This window comes from Providencia sp. UF-224, assembly GCF_058245955.1.
On the sequence record NZ_JBSICC010000004.1, the window covers coordinates 147,793 to 168,850 of the forward strand.

General features: G+C 37.4%; 19 protein-coding genes. 9 read left to right on the plus strand and 10 right to left on the minus strand.

Going from position 1 to position 21,058, the window contains the following annotated elements; genetic code table 11:
• The first annotated feature begins 20 nt into the window (after positions 1 to 20).
• Positions 21 to 617, plus strand: coding sequence for a LysE family translocator (locus AC4IFO_RS06055; protein ID WP_490732670.1), 597 nt, complete (start codon positions 21 to 23; stop codon positions 615 to 617).
• Positions 618 to 655: 38 nt separating this feature from the next.
• Here the strand turns inward: AC4IFO_RS06055 and AC4IFO_RS06060 are convergent, their stop codons facing one another.
• Complete coding sequence (locus AC4IFO_RS06060) at positions 656 to 1,438, minus strand: GNAT family N-acetyltransferase (protein WP_490732672.1); 783 nt, start codon at positions 1,436 to 1,438, stop codon at positions 656 to 658.
• A gap of 175 nt (positions 1,439 to 1,613) precedes the next feature.
• Here AC4IFO_RS06060 and yqfB point away from each other — a divergent pair, with 175 nt between their 5' ends.
• Complete coding sequence (gene yqfB, locus AC4IFO_RS06065) at positions 1,614 to 1,934, plus strand: N(4)-acetylcytidine aminohydrolase (protein ID WP_490732674.1); 321 nt, start codon at positions 1,614 to 1,616, stop codon at positions 1,932 to 1,934.
• Here yqfB and AC4IFO_RS06070 read toward each other — a convergent pair.
• Positions 1,931 to 2,797 carry a LysR family transcriptional regulator gene (locus tag AC4IFO_RS06070; RefSeq protein ID WP_490732676.1) on the minus strand — a complete coding sequence of 289 codons (867 nt, stop codon included), beginning with the start codon at positions 2,795 to 2,797 and terminating at the stop codon, positions 1,931 to 1,933. The genes yqfB and AC4IFO_RS06070 overlap by 4 nt on opposite strands.
• Positions 2,798 to 2,894: 97 nt before the next feature.
• Here AC4IFO_RS06070 and AC4IFO_RS06075 point away from each other — a divergent pair, with 97 nt between their 5' ends.
• Positions 2,895 to 3,827 (plus strand): DMT family transporter, encoded by a 933-nt coding sequence (locus AC4IFO_RS06075; RefSeq protein ID WP_490732678.1) that lies wholly within the window; start codon positions 2,895 to 2,897, stop codon positions 3,825 to 3,827.
• 24 nt (positions 3,828 to 3,851) lie between these two features.
• On the opposite strand, the gene AC4IFO_RS06080 is transcribed toward AC4IFO_RS06075, so the two are convergent.
• From AC4IFO_RS06080 to AC4IFO_RS06095, 4 genes are all read right to left on the minus strand, one after another.
• Positions 3,852 to 4,373, minus strand: a complete 522-nt coding sequence (locus tag AC4IFO_RS06080) for a GNAT family N-acetyltransferase (protein WP_490732680.1) — start codon at positions 4,371 to 4,373, stop codon at positions 3,852 to 3,854.
• Positions 4,374 to 4,530: 157 nt separating this feature from the next.
• Positions 4,531 to 5,517 (minus strand): D-cysteine desulfhydrase, encoded by a 987-nt coding sequence (locus AC4IFO_RS06085; protein WP_490732682.1) that lies wholly within the window; start codon positions 5,515 to 5,517, stop codon positions 4,531 to 4,533.
• Between the two features lie 16 nt (positions 5,518 to 5,533).
• Positions 5,534 to 6,961, minus strand: coding sequence for a Na+/H+ antiporter NhaC family protein (locus tag AC4IFO_RS06090; RefSeq protein ID WP_490732684.1), 1,428 nt, complete (start codon positions 6,959 to 6,961; stop codon positions 5,534 to 5,536).
• A 169-nt stretch (positions 6,962 to 7,130) separates the two neighbouring features.
• Positions 7,131 to 7,673 (minus strand): GNAT family N-acetyltransferase, encoded by a 543-nt coding sequence (locus AC4IFO_RS06095; protein ID WP_490732686.1) that lies wholly within the window; start codon positions 7,671 to 7,673, stop codon positions 7,131 to 7,133.
• 143 nt (positions 7,674 to 7,816) lie between these two features.
• Here AC4IFO_RS06095 and AC4IFO_RS06100 point away from each other — a divergent pair, with 143 nt between their 5' ends.
• Entirely contained in the window at positions 7,817 to 8,668 is an 852-nt protein-coding gene (locus tag AC4IFO_RS06100; RefSeq protein WP_490732688.1) for an AraC family transcriptional regulator, read from the plus strand.
• Here the strand turns inward: AC4IFO_RS06100 and AC4IFO_RS06105 are convergent.
• Positions 8,665 to 9,564 (minus strand): LysR substrate-binding domain-containing protein, encoded by a 900-nt coding sequence (locus AC4IFO_RS06105; protein ID WP_490732690.1) that lies wholly within the window; start codon positions 9,562 to 9,564, stop codon positions 8,665 to 8,667. The two genes, AC4IFO_RS06100 and AC4IFO_RS06105, sit on opposite strands and share 4 nt — an antisense overlap.
• Positions 9,565 to 9,680: 116 nt before the next feature.
• Between AC4IFO_RS06105 and AC4IFO_RS06110 the strand changes: the two genes are divergently transcribed.
• The 4 genes from AC4IFO_RS06110 to AC4IFO_RS06125 all read left to right on the plus strand — a co-directional run bounded on the left by AC4IFO_RS06110 (position 9,681) and on the right by AC4IFO_RS06125 (position 15,269).
• On the plus strand, positions 9,681 to 10,859 hold the full coding sequence (locus tag AC4IFO_RS06110) for an MFS transporter (RefSeq protein WP_490732692.1): 1,179 nt from the start codon (positions 9,681 to 9,683) through the stop codon (positions 10,857 to 10,859).
• 84 nt (positions 10,860 to 10,943) lie between these two features.
• A complete protein-coding gene (locus tag AC4IFO_RS06115) occupies positions 10,944 to 12,158 on the plus strand; it encodes an MFS transporter (protein ID WP_490732694.1) in 1,215 nt (404 codons plus the stop codon).
• 86 nt (positions 12,159 to 12,244) lie between these two features.
• Positions 12,245 to 13,327 (plus strand): bifunctional DNA-binding transcriptional regulator/O6-methylguanine-DNA methyltransferase Ada, encoded by a 1,083-nt coding sequence (gene ada / locus AC4IFO_RS06120; RefSeq protein ID WP_490732696.1) that lies wholly within the window; start codon positions 12,245 to 12,247, stop codon positions 13,325 to 13,327.
• Positions 13,328 to 13,862: 535 nt separating this feature from the next.
• On the plus strand, positions 13,863 to 15,269 hold the full coding sequence (locus tag AC4IFO_RS06125; RefSeq protein ID WP_490732698.1) for an aminotransferase-like domain-containing protein: 1,407 nt from the start codon (positions 13,863 to 13,865) through the stop codon (positions 15,267 to 15,269).
• A 58-nt stretch (positions 15,270 to 15,327) separates the two neighbouring features.
• Here AC4IFO_RS06125 and AC4IFO_RS06130 read toward each other — a convergent pair whose 3' ends face one another.
• Positions 15,328 to 16,569, minus strand: a complete 1,242-nt coding sequence (locus AC4IFO_RS06130; protein WP_490732700.1) for an MFS transporter — start codon at positions 16,567 to 16,569, stop codon at positions 15,328 to 15,330.
• A gap of 534 nt (positions 16,570 to 17,103) precedes the next feature.
• Between AC4IFO_RS06130 and AC4IFO_RS06135 the strand changes: the two genes are divergently transcribed.
• Positions 17,104 to 18,237, plus strand: coding sequence for an MFS transporter (locus tag AC4IFO_RS06135; RefSeq protein WP_490732702.1), 1,134 nt, complete (start codon positions 17,104 to 17,106; stop codon positions 18,235 to 18,237).
• A gap of 51 nt (positions 18,238 to 18,288) precedes the next feature.
• On the opposite strand, the gene ydeE is transcribed toward AC4IFO_RS06135, so the two are convergent.
• A complete protein-coding gene (gene ydeE / locus AC4IFO_RS06140; protein ID WP_490732704.1) occupies positions 18,289 to 19,479 on the minus strand; it encodes an efflux MFS transporter YdeE in 1,191 nt (396 codons plus the stop codon).
• Positions 19,480 to 19,789: 310 nt separating this feature from the next.
• Positions 19,790 to 20,947 carry an iron-containing alcohol dehydrogenase gene (locus tag AC4IFO_RS06145; protein ID WP_490732706.1) on the minus strand — a complete coding sequence of 386 codons (1,158 nt, stop codon included), beginning with the start codon at positions 20,945 to 20,947 and terminating at the stop codon, positions 19,790 to 19,792.
• Between the last annotated feature and the right edge of the window lie 111 nt (positions 20,948 to 21,058).

Sequence of the window (21,058 nt, forward strand, 5' to 3'; positions counted from 1 at the left end):
TGAATACAAGGTTTTTGCCTGTGGATATACTGGGTTTTATGGTGACATTGCTTCCAATCATTGTTTCTCCAGGAGCAAGCTTTGCAATCGCCCTGAATAGTACGTTAACACAAGGAATGAAAGGGCTACTTATTCCAATTATTGGGACTGGGTTAGGGATAATGACGCATGGTTTATTAGTTGGTTTTGGCTTGACTAAAATCCTCGCCTCTTATCCATGGGTAATGCGTTCAATCGGCATTTTAGGAACTTTATATTTAGTCTATTTGTCTATCACATTAATCAATACAGGGTTAAAGGCGGGGAAAAGTACAGCAAATAACACGATGAGAACAGTTACGGTTAAAGATGCTTATTTAGCTAATTTGCTAAACCCTAAGGCAATTATTTTATATTTAGTGGTAGTCTCTAACTTTGTCGGTAAAGCTCCGTCCTTAATGAGCTTTCTTGCCTTATCCAGCATTCATGTATTAATGATGGCGGCTTGGTTGGCAATATCATGTGGAAGCCTTATCTTCTTTTCCTCATCTATTCAAATTAACACACTGAGAAAATATATTAATATTGGTGGGGGCATATTGCTGTTGATAATTACACTTGTGCCTTACTTGTTTTAGATAGCGTGTACCTTATGGCTTAGATACACGCTAAATATTTATTTAGCAATAAAACTAAAGAAGCTAAAAATAGGTTCAAACCCCAGTTTTTTGTAGATTGAAAGCCCATCAGATGAGGCTTCTAATACACACTGTTCAATACCTTGCTGATTGCAAACAGTTAATGCGTACCTGATAAGTTTTGTCGCAAATCCTTTTCCCTGAAACTGAATGTCTGTGCCAATATCATCCAGCCGCGCATTTTTATTATTTATTGTTAAAGTTAAGGTCGATACAGGTTGTTCATCGGTATATAAGACAAAATGCATCATATTGACGTGTTTATCCAAAGCTCTTTGATGGTAACGAACATATTCATTAATGACGGTGTTGTCTTCTTCCTCAATATCTGAATCTACAGGAAATGCGGTAATCAATGGTTGTGCCCAATCATTCAGCTGCTTATCACATTGTTTAATTTGATAGCCAACTTCAGGTGACAATGGTTCTTTAAATAAAGATAGCGCTGAGGTTGGTAAAATCATGGCCGTTGATTCACCGTCCGCAATTAAACCCCGTTTCTTGATTTCGCGTTCAAAATGGTTTAATTCGTGTTGATGAACAACTAATACATAAGGTTTAGATTGCTGCTTAAAGACAGTTTCCGCTTGTTCAAATTCGCTTAGACTAGCGCCCTGATGAAGATAAATAAAATTAAAAATAGGTAAGTTGAGTTCAGAAAAATAGGCGATAGTATTTTCACTCACCTTTAAAACCTCTGAACAAATAGCAGACCAAAAATGGCCTTCTTGTTGATAAAATAGGGCTTCGTTATTATTCATTATTGATATCCAATTGGGTTTTAATCATATCCAAGCATGATTGTATAGAAAAAATTTCTACAACAGTAGAATGGCGATAAATGACAGCACGAAAACAACCATTTGGTTGCATTTTGACGACGTTATAAGAAAATGTGTTTATAAATAGACGTTTTAACAAAACTAGGGACAAATTATGAACGATGCACCAGATACAATTACGTTTTTTGAGCGGTTACTGCCTTTAGTGGTGTCCGGGAAAAAAGTGATCACAATTCGTGATAAAAGCGAAAGTCACTACGTACCGGGTTCGACAGTTAAGGTCTATGCCCTTGAAACAGGGAAATATTACACCGAAATTGAAATACTTTCTGTGGAGCCTATTTTCTATGATGATATTTCTGAGTATCACGCAGAACAAGAAGCAATGACATTAGATACCTTGAAAAAGTTAATCAAAGAAATTTACCCGACTGAGCAATCTTTATATGTGATTACTTATCGGTTGGTAAATTAACCATACATTCTTTTAGCAATTTGAATAAATGCCTTTGTGGCAGGTGACAGCTGGCTTTCATCATTAACAGCAAAGGCAATATTTCTTTTAACGGGGGGATTTAGCGGTTTGACCACAATATTTTGAATGTAATCAGGAATAGCCAGTTGCGCGACAATTGAAACAGCGTCGCCTCGAGCGACTAAAGCAAATGTGCTCAGTAATTGCCGTGTTTTAAATTGTATTTTAGGCGTCAGCTTTTGTGCATGAAATAAATCTAACACTAATTTTCCTGATCCAGCCTGCGTTAAATTAAACGGGTATTCACATAATTCTTTCAATGAAATACTTGGCTGATTTGCCAATGGATGGTCTAGAGGGAGAATCGCTACCATTTGGTCATCTTTTACTTTAAAGGTATCAAACCGTTCATCAGGTAACACAACCACACCAATATCAATACGTTTTTCCTGTAACCACTGAGTCACCGTTTCGTCATCGCCCTCATCAACCACAATATTAATCAACGGATATTTTTCACGAAATTGAGCTAAAATGGGGGGCAACAAATTTAAAGATGACCCTGGGCCAAAAGAACCAATCCTTAAAATACCCGCTTTTAATCCATTCGATGCCAGAGCCTCTTGTTTCATAGATTCTTGGATATTCAACATATGGTGTGAACGCAACAACAATGTTTTGCCTATTTCAGTTAAGGTTGTTTGATTTTGTTCACGAGTAAATAACATGACGTTGAGGTCTTTTTCTAATGATTTTATTGCATGAGAAACCGCTGACTGGGAAATATTCAATTTCATCGCCGCTAATGTAAAGCTTCTTAATTCAGCCACGGTGGTAAAGACTTCAAGTTGTGTGAGTGTCATGAGTAAAAGCTCATTAGTGTATGATATTGAATTAGCCTTAGCTTATCAGTGAGACGGTAATTAACAAGGTTTTTATCTTTATCACTGAGAAAACAAAATGCAAAACACAGTAACAATAACCAAAAAGAGACCACTGAATATTATCATCATGCAAATGGTGCTTGTTTCCGTTATTTGGGGCGGTACATTTATTGCAGGCAGGGTCATTCAACCTGAAATTCCCCCCTTATTGTCAGCGACATTACGCTTTCTTTTTGCCAGCTTCTCATTAATTTTAGTGCTGTTTTTGGGGCGTATTGGCTGGAAATGTATTTCAATGAAGCAGTTATACCAAATTATGGTATTAGGTGGGAGTGGGGTATTTATTTATCAAATTTTATTTTTCTATGGTTTACAAATTATACCCGCGTCACGTGCAGCTTTATTAGTCGCGATTAACCCTGCGATGATTGCCTTAATTTCATTTATTTTATGGAAAGAGAAAATTTCAATTAAAAAAGGCTGTGGGATAAGTTTGTGTGTGATAGGTGCGGTTATTTTGCTATCAGATAAAGCGCCAAATACAGATGATTTTATGGTCAATAAAGGTGATTTAGCTATCTTAGGTTGTGTGATTAGCTGGGGGATATATACGGTCGCAGGTAAAAATGTGATCCAAGAAATAGGGGCATTACACACAGTAACGTATGCGGTTTTATTTGGCACTATATTGTTAATTTTCACTTCTATTTATGCAGAAGAAATCAATTTTGAGGCACTATCTTTGTTATCAGTGGGTGACTTAGTCAGTTTAAGTTATTTAGGTATCTTAGGGTCGGCTATTGCTTATGTATGGTATTACCAAGGTGTTTCGCAGTTAGGAGTTGCGGGAGCTGGATCATTTATTGCACTTAATCCGTTAAGTGCAGTTATTATTGGAACGATTTTTCTGAATGAAAAAATGAGCTCAATGATCATTTTGGGAGGGGGACTTATTATCCTAGGGATCATGATAACGAATAAGAAACAGACACAGCAAAATAGCGCTTAGTGATATATTATTTTATAAGCCACCCTAAAGGGTTTTGTACATAATGTATTCAATGGTTTGTTGTGACTCGGTTTTAAATAAAATCTCCTTGAGGATTTTTAACCCATTAGATTGATACAACTGGATAGCTCGCGAATTGCTGGCGAGCACGTCCAACCAGAGTATATCTGAGCTTTTATTGATGGCGATGTCTTCAATCAGTTTAAAGGTTAACTTCCCATAACCTTTTCCTGTCGCTGCAGGCAAGAAATAGAGCTTATTTAACAATGTGCCAGCCATCTGGGTATCGGGTATCTCTTCTTGGTGTGTCAATTTCACTAACCCGACAGGGAACTCTGATTCAATAACATACCACTCTATGTTTGGCTGACTTATATCATGGATGATTTTATCGGTACTATATTCCTGATTTAGGTATTCAAATAATTCATCTTTACTATTCCAAAGTGCAGCAAAGTGGTGCATATAACTCTGCATACCAATTTCATAAAGTGCTAATGCATCTTGTTCACGAGCTAATCTGAGAGTGATTGGTATTGATGTCATTATGTTATCGCCTCTTTGTGCCAATGTATCGATTCGGTGGGTTGATACCCATAATATAAAAATGCTATCAGCGTATTTTTGATACAACAAATATAATGAAAATAGTTGGCAAAAGAAAAGGGCAAAAATGCCCTTTATAGAAGATAAACGGGATTGATTAAATTGTTTGGCTAATATCTGAATAAGCAAATAAGGCTTGTGCGCCGCCCGTATGGATAAATAGCACTGGCGTTTTTTCAGCTGAGTTTTCTAAGTAGTCGATTAAGCCTGCCATTGCTTTTCCTGTATAAACGGGATCCAGTAAAATACCTTCTTGCTGAGCAAGAAGCTTTATGGCAGCAAGGCCTTGCTGGTTAGGCATACCATACATAGGCGCAAAAAAATTATCCCATAATATGACGTCAGGCACTTGATGCAATTTTAATAATTGGGCTAATTCATTCTGTAATTTTTCAACTTTAGGGGCTTGGTCTTGTTGTTTTCGTGAGACGGTTACGCCAATGAGCTGGCTTTGCGGTAACAATTCTTGCAAACCAATAGCCAGACCTGCATGAGTGCCTGCACTACCTGAAGCAACAATAATTTTATCAAACTCAATGTGTTCTGGTTTCTGCTCGGCAATTTCTACCGCGCATTGGATATACCCCAAAGCACCTAAAGCGTTTGATCCACCCACAGGGACGATATAGGCATCATGCAGTGACAGCGACTCAATCAGTGCTTCCATTTGGGCTTGCGGGTCGGTTAGTTCTTCACACATAACACAGCGCGCCCCAAATAAATCTGTCAGTAATTTATTACCATTATGCAGAAAATTTGTGTCATTGCTTTGGATTGGGTTTTCTAATAAAGCAACACATTCTAAGCCATACATGGCAGCAACGGCGGCAGTTTGCCTAACATGATTTGACTGGATTGCGCCAGCTGTAACAATAATCTTTACATTTTTTGCTAATGCATCAGCCATTAGAAATTCAAGTTTACGTAACTTATTCCCACCCATTGCCAGAGGTGTCATGTCATCGCGCTTAATATAAATTTCGCGGCCAAATTTTTTTGACAAGTTATTAAGCCGGTGAAGTGGTGTTGAGGTTTTTAATAAATCAACTTTTTCGAATTGGCGTAATGTTTGTTGAATTGACATTTAAACTCTCTTCTTATTAATAGGTAAAACCAAGATACAGGTAAATAGCAAGCACCACACTGGCGGTTACGAGTGCATATGGCATTTGCGTGCGAATATGTTCAATATGCTCACAATCGGTTGCCATTGAGGCCACAATAGCATCGGCAGATATAGGAGAGGTCATATCACCAAATATTGAGCCCGATATTGCAGCACCAATCATATACTCTACAGGCATTCCTACCGATAAACCTAATTGCACACCAATGGGGATCATAATTGCAAATGTTCCCCAAGATGTTCCCGTTGCTAAAGACATAATGGCGCTAATAATAAAGATAAAACCAATGGAAAAACCAGGGGCCATAACGCCTTGAGTAACTTCAGCAATATAAGCACCAGTATTGAGCTCCGCGGAAACGTCGCCCATTAAAAATGCCAAAATCATGATAGAGCTTATTTTTAGCATATTGGCATAACCGATAAATAGCTCTTTAAAAAAGCTATCGATATTTAGTAGGCGGCGACCAATAAACCAACAAAATGATACAGCAGTACCGAACATAACCCCCCAGTAAACAGAGGTTGAGCCGCTGCCTTTACTAAAATCACCGTCGCCAGTGATATAGAGTGCAACAGGAACCATTAAAACGGTAGATAAAATAGGAATAAAGAAGTTTAACGAAGAATGTGCATTCGGATGATCAATGACGTCTTCTTCATTGTCTTGAGTGTTTGATGTAGAAATATTTCCAGCAATAAACGCTTGTTGATATTTATCTTCCGCTTTTTTCATCGGCCCCCATGAAAAGTTAGTGAAGACGTAAATTAAAATCGTACCAAGGGATAACCAAGCCATCAGGTTATAACCAATCGAGGTAATTAAAATATCAAAAGGCTCACCAGTAATTAGCCCTTGGGATATTTGTACGCCAATTAACCCCATAATGACGGCTCCCCAACCATTAATAATGGCGGAAGAACAAACTGAAACGCATGCGGTTTGAATTAAATAGGACATTTTTTCAGGTGCGACGCCATATTGACGTGCCAAATTTTTGGTAGAAGCACCTGCAACTAATTGGTTAATAGAGCTTTCAATAAAAATAAGTGAGGTAATAACGATAGCCAATAATTGTGTCGCAGTACGGTTTTTAATTAACTGAGTTTTATTGGTTAATAATTGAACGAGAGCTCGAACCCCTCCAGTTACAACAACTAACCGCATAATTCCGCCAATCATCACCATAAAAACAATGGTGCGAGTATTCCCTGCGGATGAAAACGTATTAATAATGCCATCAACGGTGCCTTTCACACCTAATAGAACATTGTGATCATTAATAACCGTAAAACCCACAAGTATTCCTAACATGAGAGAAAGCATTACTTGGCGGGTAAGTATTGCCAATATAATCGTCACAATAGGGGTGATTATTGTCCAAATACCATAGTCGTGCATGTGTTTACCTGTTAATCCTATATAAAATTTTGATTTTTTGACTTTATAATTATCGAAAAATCATAGCATTAATTGGTAAGTGGTAGAATATGTTTGTTCGTATTAGAAATGCATTGTGACAAAAAAATGATTAAGACCATCAATGAGATGGCCTTAATTTTCTTCAGAATTACTGCAATGAAATCCATTCTTGCTTTGTGAGTCGGCTTATTTCTTCAGTTTTTGTCTCACCTATCAACTCAATGAATTGTGGTTCCAAAGTTTTGTAATATTTAAAACTACACTTTTCTTGTGCAATTTTTGATTGTTCATTACCTTGAAAATAGCCACACCATAAATTATCTAATTTTAGATCTACAAATCCATGACGAATAATTTCTTTAATAGATTCAGGAATTAATCCTTTGCCCCAAAATGGTACGCCTATCCAATAGCTGACTTCAGCATCATTATCACCAATCGGGAAATTACTTTCGTGGCATAAAGAGAGTCCGATTAGGCCAATTGCGCGATTGTCTTCTTTTAATGTCACGGCATAAATCTCGTCGCGCATGAAAATCTCCTTAATAATCATGCGACTTTCTTCAACGCTTTGGTGAGCAGGCCAGCCAGCAATTGGGCCTATTCTTTCGTCTTTTGCATAAAAATATAAATCCTCAGCATCTGTTTCTTGCCACGGGCGTAAAATTAATTGTTCTGTATAAAGTACCATCTGTTTTCCTCTCAATGATGGAAGCCATTAATGCGTGTATTTTAGGTATTAATGGGTAATGTTTAAGAGGTAAAATTGTCCATTTTAGGTACTTATGACAACTGTGGTAGACTAGGATGTGTTTATCAAGAAGGAAAAACGTGATGTTAAGCATACAAACACATTTGGTTGATATTCCAGAAGCGATCCGTATTGGAGTGACTAATATGGATAAAATACAGAAAAAACAATTGTCTTCATCATACGTAACGGTGTGTATATGTTTGCAAGGCTGCGCGATTTTCAATATTAATTTTAGGCAACATCGGGTACGAAAGAATGACCTGATTGTTTTATATGATGATACTTTTGCCATGCTGCAAGCAAAATCACGGTGTTTTAACCTTGAATATTTGTTAATTGATAAAAAACTCGCTACCTCTATTGCTTATTCATTACCTCAACAATTATTTGCATTTTTTAATGACCATCCCGTTATTGAAATCCCTACAGAAAAACATGAGCTATTTGATTATTGGAAAAAAATCATGTTCTCAATAGCGATTGAACGTGGGGAACATTGGCAGTTACAATTGAAAAACCATTTGCAAAATTTGTTTCTGGAAATCAGTAATGATGCTAAGAATATTTTAGCTAAACCTGAAAAACGCAACCGGCAAGAGCAACTTTGTTGGCGTTTTTGGGACTTGATCACACGGCATTGTAAACAGCATAAAGAGGTTAAATTTTACGCTGAAAAATTATCAATATCGTCATTTTACTTATCAAAAATTAGCCAAGGTTTTTTTAATGATCCACCAAAAGCATTAATTGATAGGCAAATTGTTTTAGAAATAAAAGCATTACTAGAGGTCGGTGAATTATCAATAAAAGAAATAGCTAATGAAGTGAATTTCGAGGATACCTCGTATTTATGCCGTTATTTTAAACGGCATACTGGAATAACACTGACAGAATTTAAGAAAGGAGTGAAATTAAAGGCAGGAAAAAGCTAGAGTAGCTCTATTTTGGTTGAATATTTTTTTATAAAATCGATAAAACATCGTAAGCGAGGTGATACCGTTTGGTTTCGGTAATAAACAGCATTAATGGGCTGACGAATAACGATAGTTTCTTTTTCTAAAACTTGCACTAATTGACCACTTGCAAATGCATCCATGGTGACAAAGTCGGCTGAGCATAAAATCCCAGCGCCTTGCACAGCGAGGTGAAATAAGACTTCGCCACTTGCTCCTGTAATATTGGGTTTGATTTTAAGTAAATCGTCACTCGTATTTTTTACGGGCCAAATATTTAGGGAGTCTGGTTGAGTAAAACCCAGTAAACAATGTTTTTTTAATTCGTTAATATTTTGTGGAGTTCCATATTTCGCTAAGTAAGCAGGGCTAGCCACTAATCGTTTTTGACTAAAACCTAATAAGGTGGCATTGAGTGATGAGTTTTTGAGTACGCCAATGCGAAAAGCCACATCAATTCTATTTTCTAATAAACTTGTCACTCCCTCATAATTATGAATTTCAAGTTCAACTTGCGGATAACGTTCATGAAATAATGGGATCAGTGGGGCAATAACGTGTGTCAAAAATGGGGTTGATGCATCAATACGCAACTTGCCAGAAGGAATGGCTTGGCGGGCAGATAGCATTTCTTCTGCTTCGTGAGCAAGATCAACAATCTCTCGCGCTTTTTGCAAAAATGCAGCACCTTCATCACTAAGCTTGATTGAACGTGTTGTTCGATAAAGCAATGTCGTGTCCATTTTTTCTTCAAGCCGAAGCAGTGCACGGCTTACCGTTGAAATGGTCATGTTTAATTGCTCTGCGGCTGAAGTTATAGAACCGCAGTCAACGACACTGATAAAAGCTTGAAGTTCTTCAAAAGTTATTTTCATTATTGCATTTCCAGCAAAAGTTATTTTCACCTTAACGTCTTTTTCATTGGCGTTCAATGTGGAAAAATTCAGGCCATTAAGAAATGTTAATAATTTATTTCAATAAGGCTGAAAAAATGAGAATTAACACTGCACTGCTGGCATTAGCGATCGGGGCTTTCGCCATTGGAGCAACTGAATTTTCCCCAATGGGCATGTTACCCTATATTGCTGATAATATTCAGGTTGATATTCCATCAGTGGGAACAATCGTTGTTATTTATGCACTTGGTGTGATGATTGGAGCGCCGATCATGACATTATTACTGGTAAAGAGAAAACCGAAGGTAGCATTGGTATTCTTAATGTCTATTTTTACGGTAGGAAATTTACTTTCCGCAATGTCGCCAGATTTAGTGACTTTATCAATTTCACGTTTTATTACCAGTTTAAACCATGGTGCATTTTTCGGTTTAGGTGCCATTGTGGCGGCCAGTGTTGTGCCACCTAGTAAGCAAGCAAGCGCAATTGCAGCCATGTTTATGGGATTAACTATTGCCAATATTGGTGGTGTTCCACTCATGACCAAATTAACTCAAGTCGTAGGATGGCGTGAAGCATTTTATTTAATTGCGGCACTTGGGTTATTAACCATTGTGAGTTTAATTTGGGCGTTGCCTAATAACCTGCAAGGGCGAGATGTTAATGTTAAAAATGAATTGCGTATTTTACGTCGCCCACAGGTCATGTTAGGCATGTTATCAACAGTATTAGGGGCAAGTGCCATGTTTACCCTATATACCTATATTACGCCGATGCTGATGAATTTCATCAATGCATCTGACCAAATGATTACCGTCATGTTAGTGATTATTGGCGTTGGTTTTACTATTGGTAATTATCTTGGTGGCTTATTTGCGGATAAATCATTATTTGGCACGTTAATCATCTTTTTCTCAATGCTAGCATTAAGTATGGCAATATTCCCATTTATAGCGACTAATGCAGTAGGTGCAGGGTTTGGTTTATTATTCTGGAGTATTTTTAGCTTTGGTATTGTTCCGCCAATACAAATTTTAGTGATGAATGCGGCAACAGGCGCGCAGGCACTGGCTTCTTCTGTCAATATTGGTGCTTTTAATTTAGGTAATGCTATCGGTGCGGCTATTGGTGGTGCGGTGTTATCTTATGGTTATAGCTATTCAATGATTAGCTTTATGGGTACGCTTGTTGCTGTTTTAGGTATTGCGGTCATTATGGTTATTTTCCGCAAAAAATCTGATACGAAAGTAGAGACTGAAATTGTTTGTGGCTAATTGAAAAGCAATAAACGGAAAGTCAAAATATAAGGCCTTTCTTTAATGTAGAAGGAAATCTTCAACAGGTAAGAAAGGCCAAACATGAATTCAGGTAAAATTTTTAGCAAAGTTGCGTATTCAAATTTATTTGCTCAAATGTCAGAGCAAATTGCCTTAGCTGTAACACCCCTCGTTGCTGTACTGATCCTCAATGCATCTGCCAGTGATACTGCTTGGCTGCAAATGTTGCAGACATTGCCTTTTCTTATCGTGTCGCCATTTATTGGGATTGTTGCGGATAGATATAGTGCTCGTAACCTAATGATATACTCTGAAGCGATACGTATCGCTGTTTTAGGTATAATTTTTTCACTGTTATTTACAGAGTTACTTTCATTCGGATTATTAATTTTATTTGGATTTATTGGCGCTGTTGGCACTGTAATCTACAGCGTTGCGACTTCAACCTATATTCCCGCAGTGATCTCCCGCGACCAATTAGTTAATGCAAATCGCTGGGTTGAACTTGCTCGAAGTTTATCTTATACGGCAGGACCTGCGTTAGGTGGTGTATTGGTTGGCTATATTGGAGCGTCATTTGCTTATAGCTTCGCCATTATTTTATCGATGATTGCTTTAGTTTTAATTTTTCAATTGCCTAAAGAGCAAAAGGGAACGCCAGTTTCCACATCTATATTAAAGCAATTGAAAGAAGGGGCTGACTATATTTTCCACAACCCATATTTGAAACCTATACTATTGACCGCGTTATTTTTTAATACAGCATGGTTTATTATTCAGGGTGTTTTTACGGCATATGCAGTGACGGTATTACAGCTTTCAGCTCAGCAAATCGGTATTTCGATTTCAGTTTATGGAATAGGAATGATTGTTGGCGCACTTGGTCTGCGTTACTTATCTTTGCAGTTTAGCTATGGGATTTTAGTGATATTTGGGCCGGTTTGCGGTTTATTGGGTGCGATAACGTTACTACTTACTCTCTGGAACGCATCATTTTATTTAGTTTGTGTAGCCTATTTTTTATTTGGTGCAGGGCCAATTATTTGGACTATTTCTACAGTTTCATTACGCCAGTCGGTGACTCCTAACGTACTGATTGGCCGTGTTTCCGCGCTAATGTTAACAACTTCGTTTGGCGCTAGGCCATTAGGCTCAGCCATAGCCGCAATTATTGCTGCATTATGTGGTGTAGAATATTGTTTATGGGCCGCCGTTTTTTTCTTTGCTATTCAATTAGGGGTTATTATCCAGTCACCCATCCGGGCATTAAAAGTGATGCCGACAATAATCAGTTGATGTCATAATTAAAAAGCAATCTGCAGAGATTCTTTACGTAACGTATTCGCGATAATGGTGTTATTAAATTTAAAAAGGGCTATATCATGACGACGAAAAACGTATGGAAAACAGCAGAGCAGCGTTGGCAAGCTGTTGTCGAAAGAAATAAAATGGCGGATGGTCATTTTGTTTATGGTGTAAAAACCTCACGCATTTATAACCACCCATCAACCGCTGGTCGTTTACCTAAACGTGAAAATATTGAATTTTTTGATAATGAAGCCCAAGCGATTGCACAAGGTTATCGTCAAGGGAAACGACATCGCACAGAGGCGGCCCAGTTAACACAATTTTATAAACAAAAAATAGAAAAAGCTTGCCGTTATATTGAGCAAAATAACCAAGCATTAACGCTGGTTGAATTGGCAGATCATGTTGGGATCAGCCGTTACCATTTTCATCGCTTATTTAAATCGCAAACGGGTTTAACACCAAAAGCGTATGCTGATGCTTTTCGGCATAAAAAATTGCAGGTACAACTGCAAGAGCAAGAACGTATTACAGATGCAATTTATGATGCGGGGTATCAATCAAATAGCCGTTTTTATGAAACATCAACACAGCGATTAGGAATGACGCCTAGAGCTTGGAAGTCAGGAGGAAATGGGAGCAAAATTTATTTCGCACTTGCTTTGTGCTCATTAGGGACGGTATTAGTTGCACAAAGTCCTATAGGTGTATGTGCAATTTTACTTGGGGACGATCCAGAAAAATTACTCAATGATTTGCAAGACAAGTTTCCAAATGCTGAGTTGATTGGTGGTGATGGTCATTTTGAGCAACTCATTGCTGATGTCGTTGGTTTTATTGAGGCACCTGAGATTGGCTTTAATTTACCGCTTGATATTCAAGGAACTGCATTTCAACAGCGTGTGTGGCAAGCCTTGCGTGATATTCCTGTCGGAAAAACGGTGAGTTATCGTGAAATAGCAGAAAAAATAGGTAACCCTAAAGCGGTTAGAGCGGTAGCAAGTGCATGTGGTGCAAATATGCTAGCGGTGGCTATCCCTTGCCACCGAGTGGTGAGAAATAATGGTGAGCTGTCTGGTTATCGCTGGGGTATAGACCGTAAGCAGGCCTTATTATTAAAAGAGGCACAAGGCTGCTTAGCCAAACCTAACGAATAATTGGGTTAAGATATAAAACTATTATGTGAATTTATTAAGGAATAACTTAATAAATCATTAATTAATATTTCCTCCTGATTTTTGGTTTTAAGTTTTACTTATTTATCTCATATGGTTGTTCATCAAAGATATAAAAACTGATAAAAGTTCAACAAAACTTTTATTTATTAATATGTGCAAATCCCATTACATACCCTTTAAAAATCAATGAAATGATAAGTTTTTTTATATGAGTAATGGTTGGGTTAGATTTTTTGTCCTTTATATTTTTCATACCGTTTTTTTTTGATAAACATATTGAGCTTTTTAAATAACCACAAGATTGGCTGTAAAAAGATAAATTTTGGGTATAGTTTACCCCTTACGTTTTTTTCATATTCCATAAGTCATCCTAATGTCATTCTCATTTTTATTAAGAATTGCATGGGAGAAATATATAAAAAAGTGACAGATATGTTTTTTTGCAAAATACAGATCAAAAGCACTAACTTTTGTATTACATTATCCTTACGGGGAAAATGAAAAGGGTTTTACTGTGTTACTGTACAAACAAATTGCGCAAATGTTGCAAGAAAAAATTAAGCAGGGAGAGTTTCTTAATGGTGAGAAGCTACCATCAGTGAGGGAGATTGGAAGGGCTCATGATGTCAGTATTACCACGGCGCAACTTGCTTATCGTGAACTTGAAAGGTTACAGCTCATTTATGCGGTACCTAAATCAGGGTACTTTGTCATCCCCGAAAAAACGGAAGCTTTATTGCCGAAAGTCGCGAATTATATTCAAAAACCCGTTCAAATCGCACAATGGAATCCAACTATGGATTTTTTGCGTGTTGCAGAGCGAGAAGGCGTGACATCTTTGTCTTGTGCTGTACCAAATATTGAAGATAAAAGTTTAGAGCCTTTATGGCAAGAAATGACAATGGTAACGCGCAGAAAACAATCATTGACACTTGAATATGATAGTTTACAAGGGCTTGCAGCTCTTCGAGAGCAAATTCATTTAATCTCGGATGATCGCCATCTTTTTACACCCGATGATATTGTCACGACAACGAGTGGTCATCAGTCTTTATCTATAGCCTTACAAGCTTGTACACATGGAAATGATGTTGTTGCGGTAGAATCGCCCACTTTTCCAGGGCTATTACAGACGTTGTATGGCTTAGGAAGAAAAATAATTGAGATTCCTATTGATCCTGAAACGGGTATAAATCTTGAAAGGCTTGAAGAGGCTTTCGAGTGTTGGAATGTTAAAGCCGTGGTGGTAACACCAACCTGTAATAACCCGATGGGTTGCATTATGCCCGATAATCATAAGCAACGTTTACTCGAAATTGTTGAAAAGTATCAAGGAACAGTCATTGAAAATGATTGTTTGGCGGGCTTGGCATATCAGTATCCTCGGCCATCCACAATCCAGTCCTTAGACAGAAACGGGCATGTAATTTTATGCAGTTCATTTTCCAAAACGGTCGCGCCAGGCACACGTACTGGGTGGATAATTCCAGGTAAATATAAAGAAAAAGTTTTACACTTAAAATATTTATCCCATTGCTCAGGTGAAATCTTCATGCAGCAAGTAATGGCTAATTTTCTAAAGGAAGGGCATTATTTTTTGCATTTGCGCCGAATGCGCCAACATTATAGTGAACTTCAGTGCCAGTATAAGGAATTAGTGGAAACGCATTTTCCTACAAATACTCGAATATCTAGGCCTCAAGGTGGTTTCTCTCTTTGGGTCGAGCATTTACCCGTGGATAACCGTAAATTACGAGATATTTTGCATCGCAATAAAGTTACGGTATTAACAGGGGAACATTTTTCTACAGGCGACTGTTTTTCCAACCATTTGAGGGTGAACTATGCGTTACCTTTAATTGCAAGAAGGCGTAATGCAATTAAAATTTTGGGAGAGGCATTAAAGGTCACAAGTGTGTAATCAGGCATTCCCCCTATGATTTAACTTTATGTAAAATAGGGGGACTAAAGATGATTAACTAGTTGGCGGCTTGTGCCTTACGGTTTTTAGCGATTAACATATAAATCAGATATAAAAGTGTAAAACCAGCCGTATATCCAGTAAAGACTATCCAGAAAGTTTTCCAGTCGACAACGCCATTAATGGTATTAAGCTCAATCACCCAACCACATAATACCGCACCTAAGAATGTCCCAAACCCATTAACAAGTGTAGTGAAAACGCCTTGAGCCGTAGAGCGAAACTCGGGGGCAATTTCTTTTTCCAAAAACAATGCACCCGCGATGTTAAAGAAATCAAATGCACAACCATAGACAATCATGGATAGGAATAGGGCAATTGTACCTATGGCAGTAAAATCACCATACGCAAATAAACCTAACCGCAAAATCCATGCAATCATACTAAGAAGTAATATAGTTTCGATTTTGAATTTTTTTAATAAAATAGGCAGTAATAAGATAAAGATAATTTCAGAAAATTGTGAGATAGATAAGAAGATAGTGGGGTACTCAGAGAAAATAGAGCCTTTGGCTTCAGGGGCTAATGCCATATCTTGTAAGAACGGAACGCCAAATGTGTTGGTTATTTGTAATACAGAGCCTAATAACATAGCAAAGAACAAAAATACTGCCACTCTTCCTTTTCTAAAAAGGAGAATGATATTTTGACAGCTAAAATTAGACTTTTCAGGTTTTGTAACCTTTATACTATTTGTAGTAATAAAGAATATAGAAAATAGGCCCAGAGCAACAGAGGCGGCAGCCCCTACGTATAACTGGTAATAACTCATTTCTAGTTTTAATAAACTAATTGTCCACATTGCGACAATAAAACCTACTGTTCCATAAACTCTAATTTTAGGAAAATGAATCTCGGAATCTAATTTTTGTGCACCTAACATTTCAAATACAATGCTATTGCAGATTGAAATGGTGGGCATGTAAAACATTAAGTGAATTAATGTAGCAATAAATAAAAGAGTGATGGAATCACTATGAGCCATGACGATTAAAAAAATTGCAGAAAGAAAATGAGTGGAAACATAAACTAACTTTCTGTTATTAATTTTATCTGCAATAAACCCAATTATAATGGGGGAACATAATGAGGATATGCCTAATGTACTGAATATTAAGCCTATTTCCCCACCTTTAAAGTGGAGCGTATTAAAAAGATATGAAGCAAATGTGACAAGCCATGAGCCCCAGATGAAGAATTGTAAGAAAGAAACTATTTTTAATCGAGTTATAATACTCATGTCTGTACACCTTGATTTAACTTAAAAACACTTAAATACAATTATTAATTTCACTGACGGATGTCGATTGTTTAATAATTAACCGTGAAAGCGTCTATCTTGTTATTGTTTTCGCATTATAAGGCAGGAAATAGCTCACTTTATTGATTTAAAGATGGCTATTTGTGAATTAGTAAAGCGGGTAACCTATTTTTAATCATTATTAATACTTAGCTTGTTATGTTTAAGCTAATTGATCACCAGTAAAAGGCTACGACATGATGGAGAAGATAAAAAATAGTTAATTAATATTTAAGTTTTAATACCCAATTGCAACAATATTCATTTTAGTGTTTAATTGGTAAACCTCCTGAAGTTTTCTATTTTTGCAATTCATCTGAGCATCCACCTAATCCCTCATATCCAAATACCTTTTGTTGCACAACCAGCTTATTAAATCGTTTTTCGTTCATTTGGTAACAATTAAATAATACTTCGATGGCTCGACTCTGTAGCCTTACTTAATACTTAACTAAAAACCTTAAAGGGAGTGTTATGACTTTATATCGTTTTTTACTCTTTGTACTCGCAATGGCGGTATATCTTGTTGGTGCTACTGAATTTATGCTCTCTGCAATTATGTTTCCGCTAGCGAATGTGTTTAATGTACAAACATCACAAATATCATGGTTAATATCGGCTTATGCACTATCGTATGCAGTGGCAGCACCTATTATCGGATTTTTTTCGGATAAAATGGACAAGCGGAAAATGTTACTCGCAGCTATGCTATTGATTTCAATCGATAGCATAGCAATAACATTTGCACCTAACTTATTGATGGCACTTATTTTACGAGTGTTTGGTGGCGTTGCTTCTGCTGCTTTAGTTCCTATTACGTTTGCGCTTATTTCAGATGTAATAGATGAAAATAAACAGGCGGTCGCAATGGGCTATGTCATGCTGGGAATGACACTGGGTATCATCACGGGGCCTATTATCGCGGGTGGACTGGCACAGTATTTTTCTTGGAAAATGCCATTTATCTTGATGGCGGTAGGTGGCCTTTTAGTACTGTTTATATCAATGAAGGTTTTACCATCCTCTAAATCATCAACGATAAAACAAGGTTCATTAAAGATTTATAAACAAAAAGCGATGAGCCAGTTTATTATTGCTAAGGGAATTTGGAATGGTATTACCGTCTGCGTATTTTTATTAGCAGGGGAAATTTTACGAAGTAGGTATCAACTTAATAGCGCAACTATCGGCAGCTTAATGGGGCTTTTTGGTATAGGACTAATATTAGGTAATAGTGCTGTCGCGAGAGTTGTATCATATAAAGTTTCAGAGCTATCACTGGTGTTAGCTATACTCGTTTTCTTGTTTATTACTATCATTTTGTTTATTAGTGGTTGGTTAGCGTTAATAGGTGATTGCTTTAGTTTATTTGGATTTGGCGTGTTATTAGGCCTAATTTCACCTATCAGTACTTCAGTACTTGCCAGATTAAGTGTTAACAATAAGGGGTTGGTGCTATCAATTTCCGAAAGCTTTAATAATCTAGTGTTGTTATTGGCGATCCCGCTCTTTTCTTGGCTGACCGCCAGTGGACGGTTTTTAGTCTCCGCAATATTGATTAGCCTATTATTTAGCATTGCGCTGTTGTTGATAAAAAAACAAAAGTAGCAATGAAATAGCAACATCCTTGTTGGTGATAAACAGGATGTTGCTAGGGAATTACCCTCGTTCAAGCAACTGATTTTGCCGTAATCTCATCCCATTAAGCATAGATAACCAAGCGAAGAACGTAATTATCATCAAAATAATAAATATAAAATAAGCAGGTAATTCAGTTAAGATCACACCGGTCATCATTGGGTTAAAAGCACCTCCCAATAAACCTAAAGATTGAGCTGAAAAATAGCTGGCTTTCATGCCTTCTGGTGCAATGCTATCAATCAACATATATTCGCCTGGAGCGTAAATAAGCTCTCCAAGCGTAAAAAGAAAAGCACCAAATGCCCATATATAAAGGTTTTCAGCCGCAAACATAAAGGTGGCTAAACCGAGTAAGAAAAATAAGCTTCCTAACGTCATTAGTTTTTTCAAATTGTCTGGAGTGATCCGTTTGCCAACAGCGTATTGCAGTGTTACAACCACAATTGCATTTACAGGGAGTATCACCCCGATGACGACTTGTGCAAAATCACTGTTTGCTACAGTAATTACATATTGAGAGATCCAGGTTGTAAAGGTACCAAAAACCAATGATCCTAAGAAAGTTGATAAGATAAACCAAGCAAGGACAGGGTCGCGTAGCATTAGCGCTGGGTTCCATGGGCGCTTATTGCCATCCAGTGATTGTGCGGGTTTTATGCTTTGCACAAATCGTTGAATAAAAAATATAGGAAAAGCAGCAGAGATTGCAGCTAAATAAAAGGGCAGATTGATGCTATACATTAACAGCCAAGTACCAATAGGCGGCCCAATCGTCCACCCTATGTTGATAAAAGTGTAATTTAAGGAAAATATTTTAGCTTTTAACGAGAGGGTCAGAGTATCTGCAAAGTAAGCTTTCAGTACTGTAGAGAAAACAGAATAGGAGCAATTGATCAAAGAGAAAAATATAATCACTAAGATGGCATTAGTGGAAAGAGGAATTGCAATAAAACCACCAATAAAAGCTGTGACAGCAAGTAGCATACATCTTTTTTTATCGACTCTATCAGCAAGCATGCCAAAAAGCATGCTAAATAACACCCCAACAACCATCGCTAATGACATTGCAATACCAACAATATCAATTGCCATTTGGTATTCTCGAGTGAGATAAATGGCCATGAAGGGGAGCGTTGCGCCTCGTCCAATGGTTAAGAGTAATGACGATGCAAGTAACGCGCTGTTAGATATACTAAATTTCACTGACATAACTCACAACCTAGGATTTTATTATTGTTAATTTTTTGTTTCGACTAAAAGATATTGTAATAAAATACATAAAATTAGCGTGGTGAGAAATGGGTAATAATGCGCTAAATTGAAAACAATATTTTGCGCAGATCAATCCGCCATTATCGATTGAATATATGGCAATATGAAAGCAGCTCAACAGTATTAAACGTTATATGCTGAGAATAAATCACCAAAAATTTTGTAGGGCGCTTAAGCTGTTTATTATTGTTTTTTAAAAAGAAAGATGCATCACTACACCTTTCTTTTTAAGTAAACCGCATTGAACTTATAGAGCAGCTGTATAGACACGGCGGCTGACTTCAAGGGTTATATCTTGGTGCTCACCAAGTGTAACCATATTGTGGGCTTCTAAGCTTTTTATTAGTGGTTCAATAACATCAGATGAAAGTTGGTAATCACTGAAATGCGTACCTACATTCATGCTTTCGAAAAATTCACGAGTTAGTTCAATGGCTTTTATTGACTTTTCCTGATCACTTCCCGTTGTTATTCCCCATACTCGTTCAGCATATTGCGCCAATTTTGCTTGTTTTTGTGGTAGTTTCTCAAGCAACATTGCTGGCAGTACAATTGCTAATGTTTGTGCGTGATCTAAACCATAAAGCACAGTAATTTCATGGCCTAACATGTGGGTAGACCAATCTTGTGGAACGCCTACGCCGATTAAGCCATTTAGCGCTAACGTTGCTGTCCACATTAAACTTGCTCGAATGTCATAATCTTTGGGCGTTTCGAGTGCTTTGGGACCAATTTCGATAAGGATTTTTAATAGACCTTCTGCAAATGCATCTTGCACGTAGGCATTAACTGGGTAAGTTAAGTATTGTTCAATAACATGAACGAAAGCATCAACGACGCCATTGCTGATCTGACGAGGTGGGAGAGTATAAGTTTTAACTGGATCAAGAATTGAAAATTGAGGGAAAACTTTGTCACTCATAAAAGCAAGTTTAGAGTGCAGCTCTTCGCGTGTAATCACTGAGCCTTTGTTCATTTCTGAACCCGTAGCTGGTAGCGTTAGCACAGTCCCAAAAGGTAATGCAGTTTGAATTGTTGCCCCACGCTTAGTCACGACCTCCCATTTGTCACCAGAGTAGTTAACCGCAGCGGCAACAAATTTGACGCCATCAATAACGGAGCCACCGCCAACAGCCAGTAAAAAATCAAAGCCTTCTTTTTCTATTTTATCAACAGCTTTGATCAGTGTTTCATAACGGGGATTGGCTTCTATCCCACCAAAAAGTGAGAATTGTCGTGAACCTAAAGCCTGTTCGACTTCATCTAGTGTGCCGGTTTTACGTGCGCTTTCACCGCCAAATAAGATAAGTACTTTCGCATTTTTAGGGATTAATTGATCAAGTTCACTAATTTTTCCATCACCAAAAACAATGCGTGTCGGGTTATAGAACTCAAAATTATTCATATATAAGCCTTTGTTGAAATGAAAGAAGCATGGACTAGATGCCCATCGTACTACTGTGGCAGTTAGCTTTAATCTGAATAGTATAGCTTTAAATATTTCTAAAATTTATCA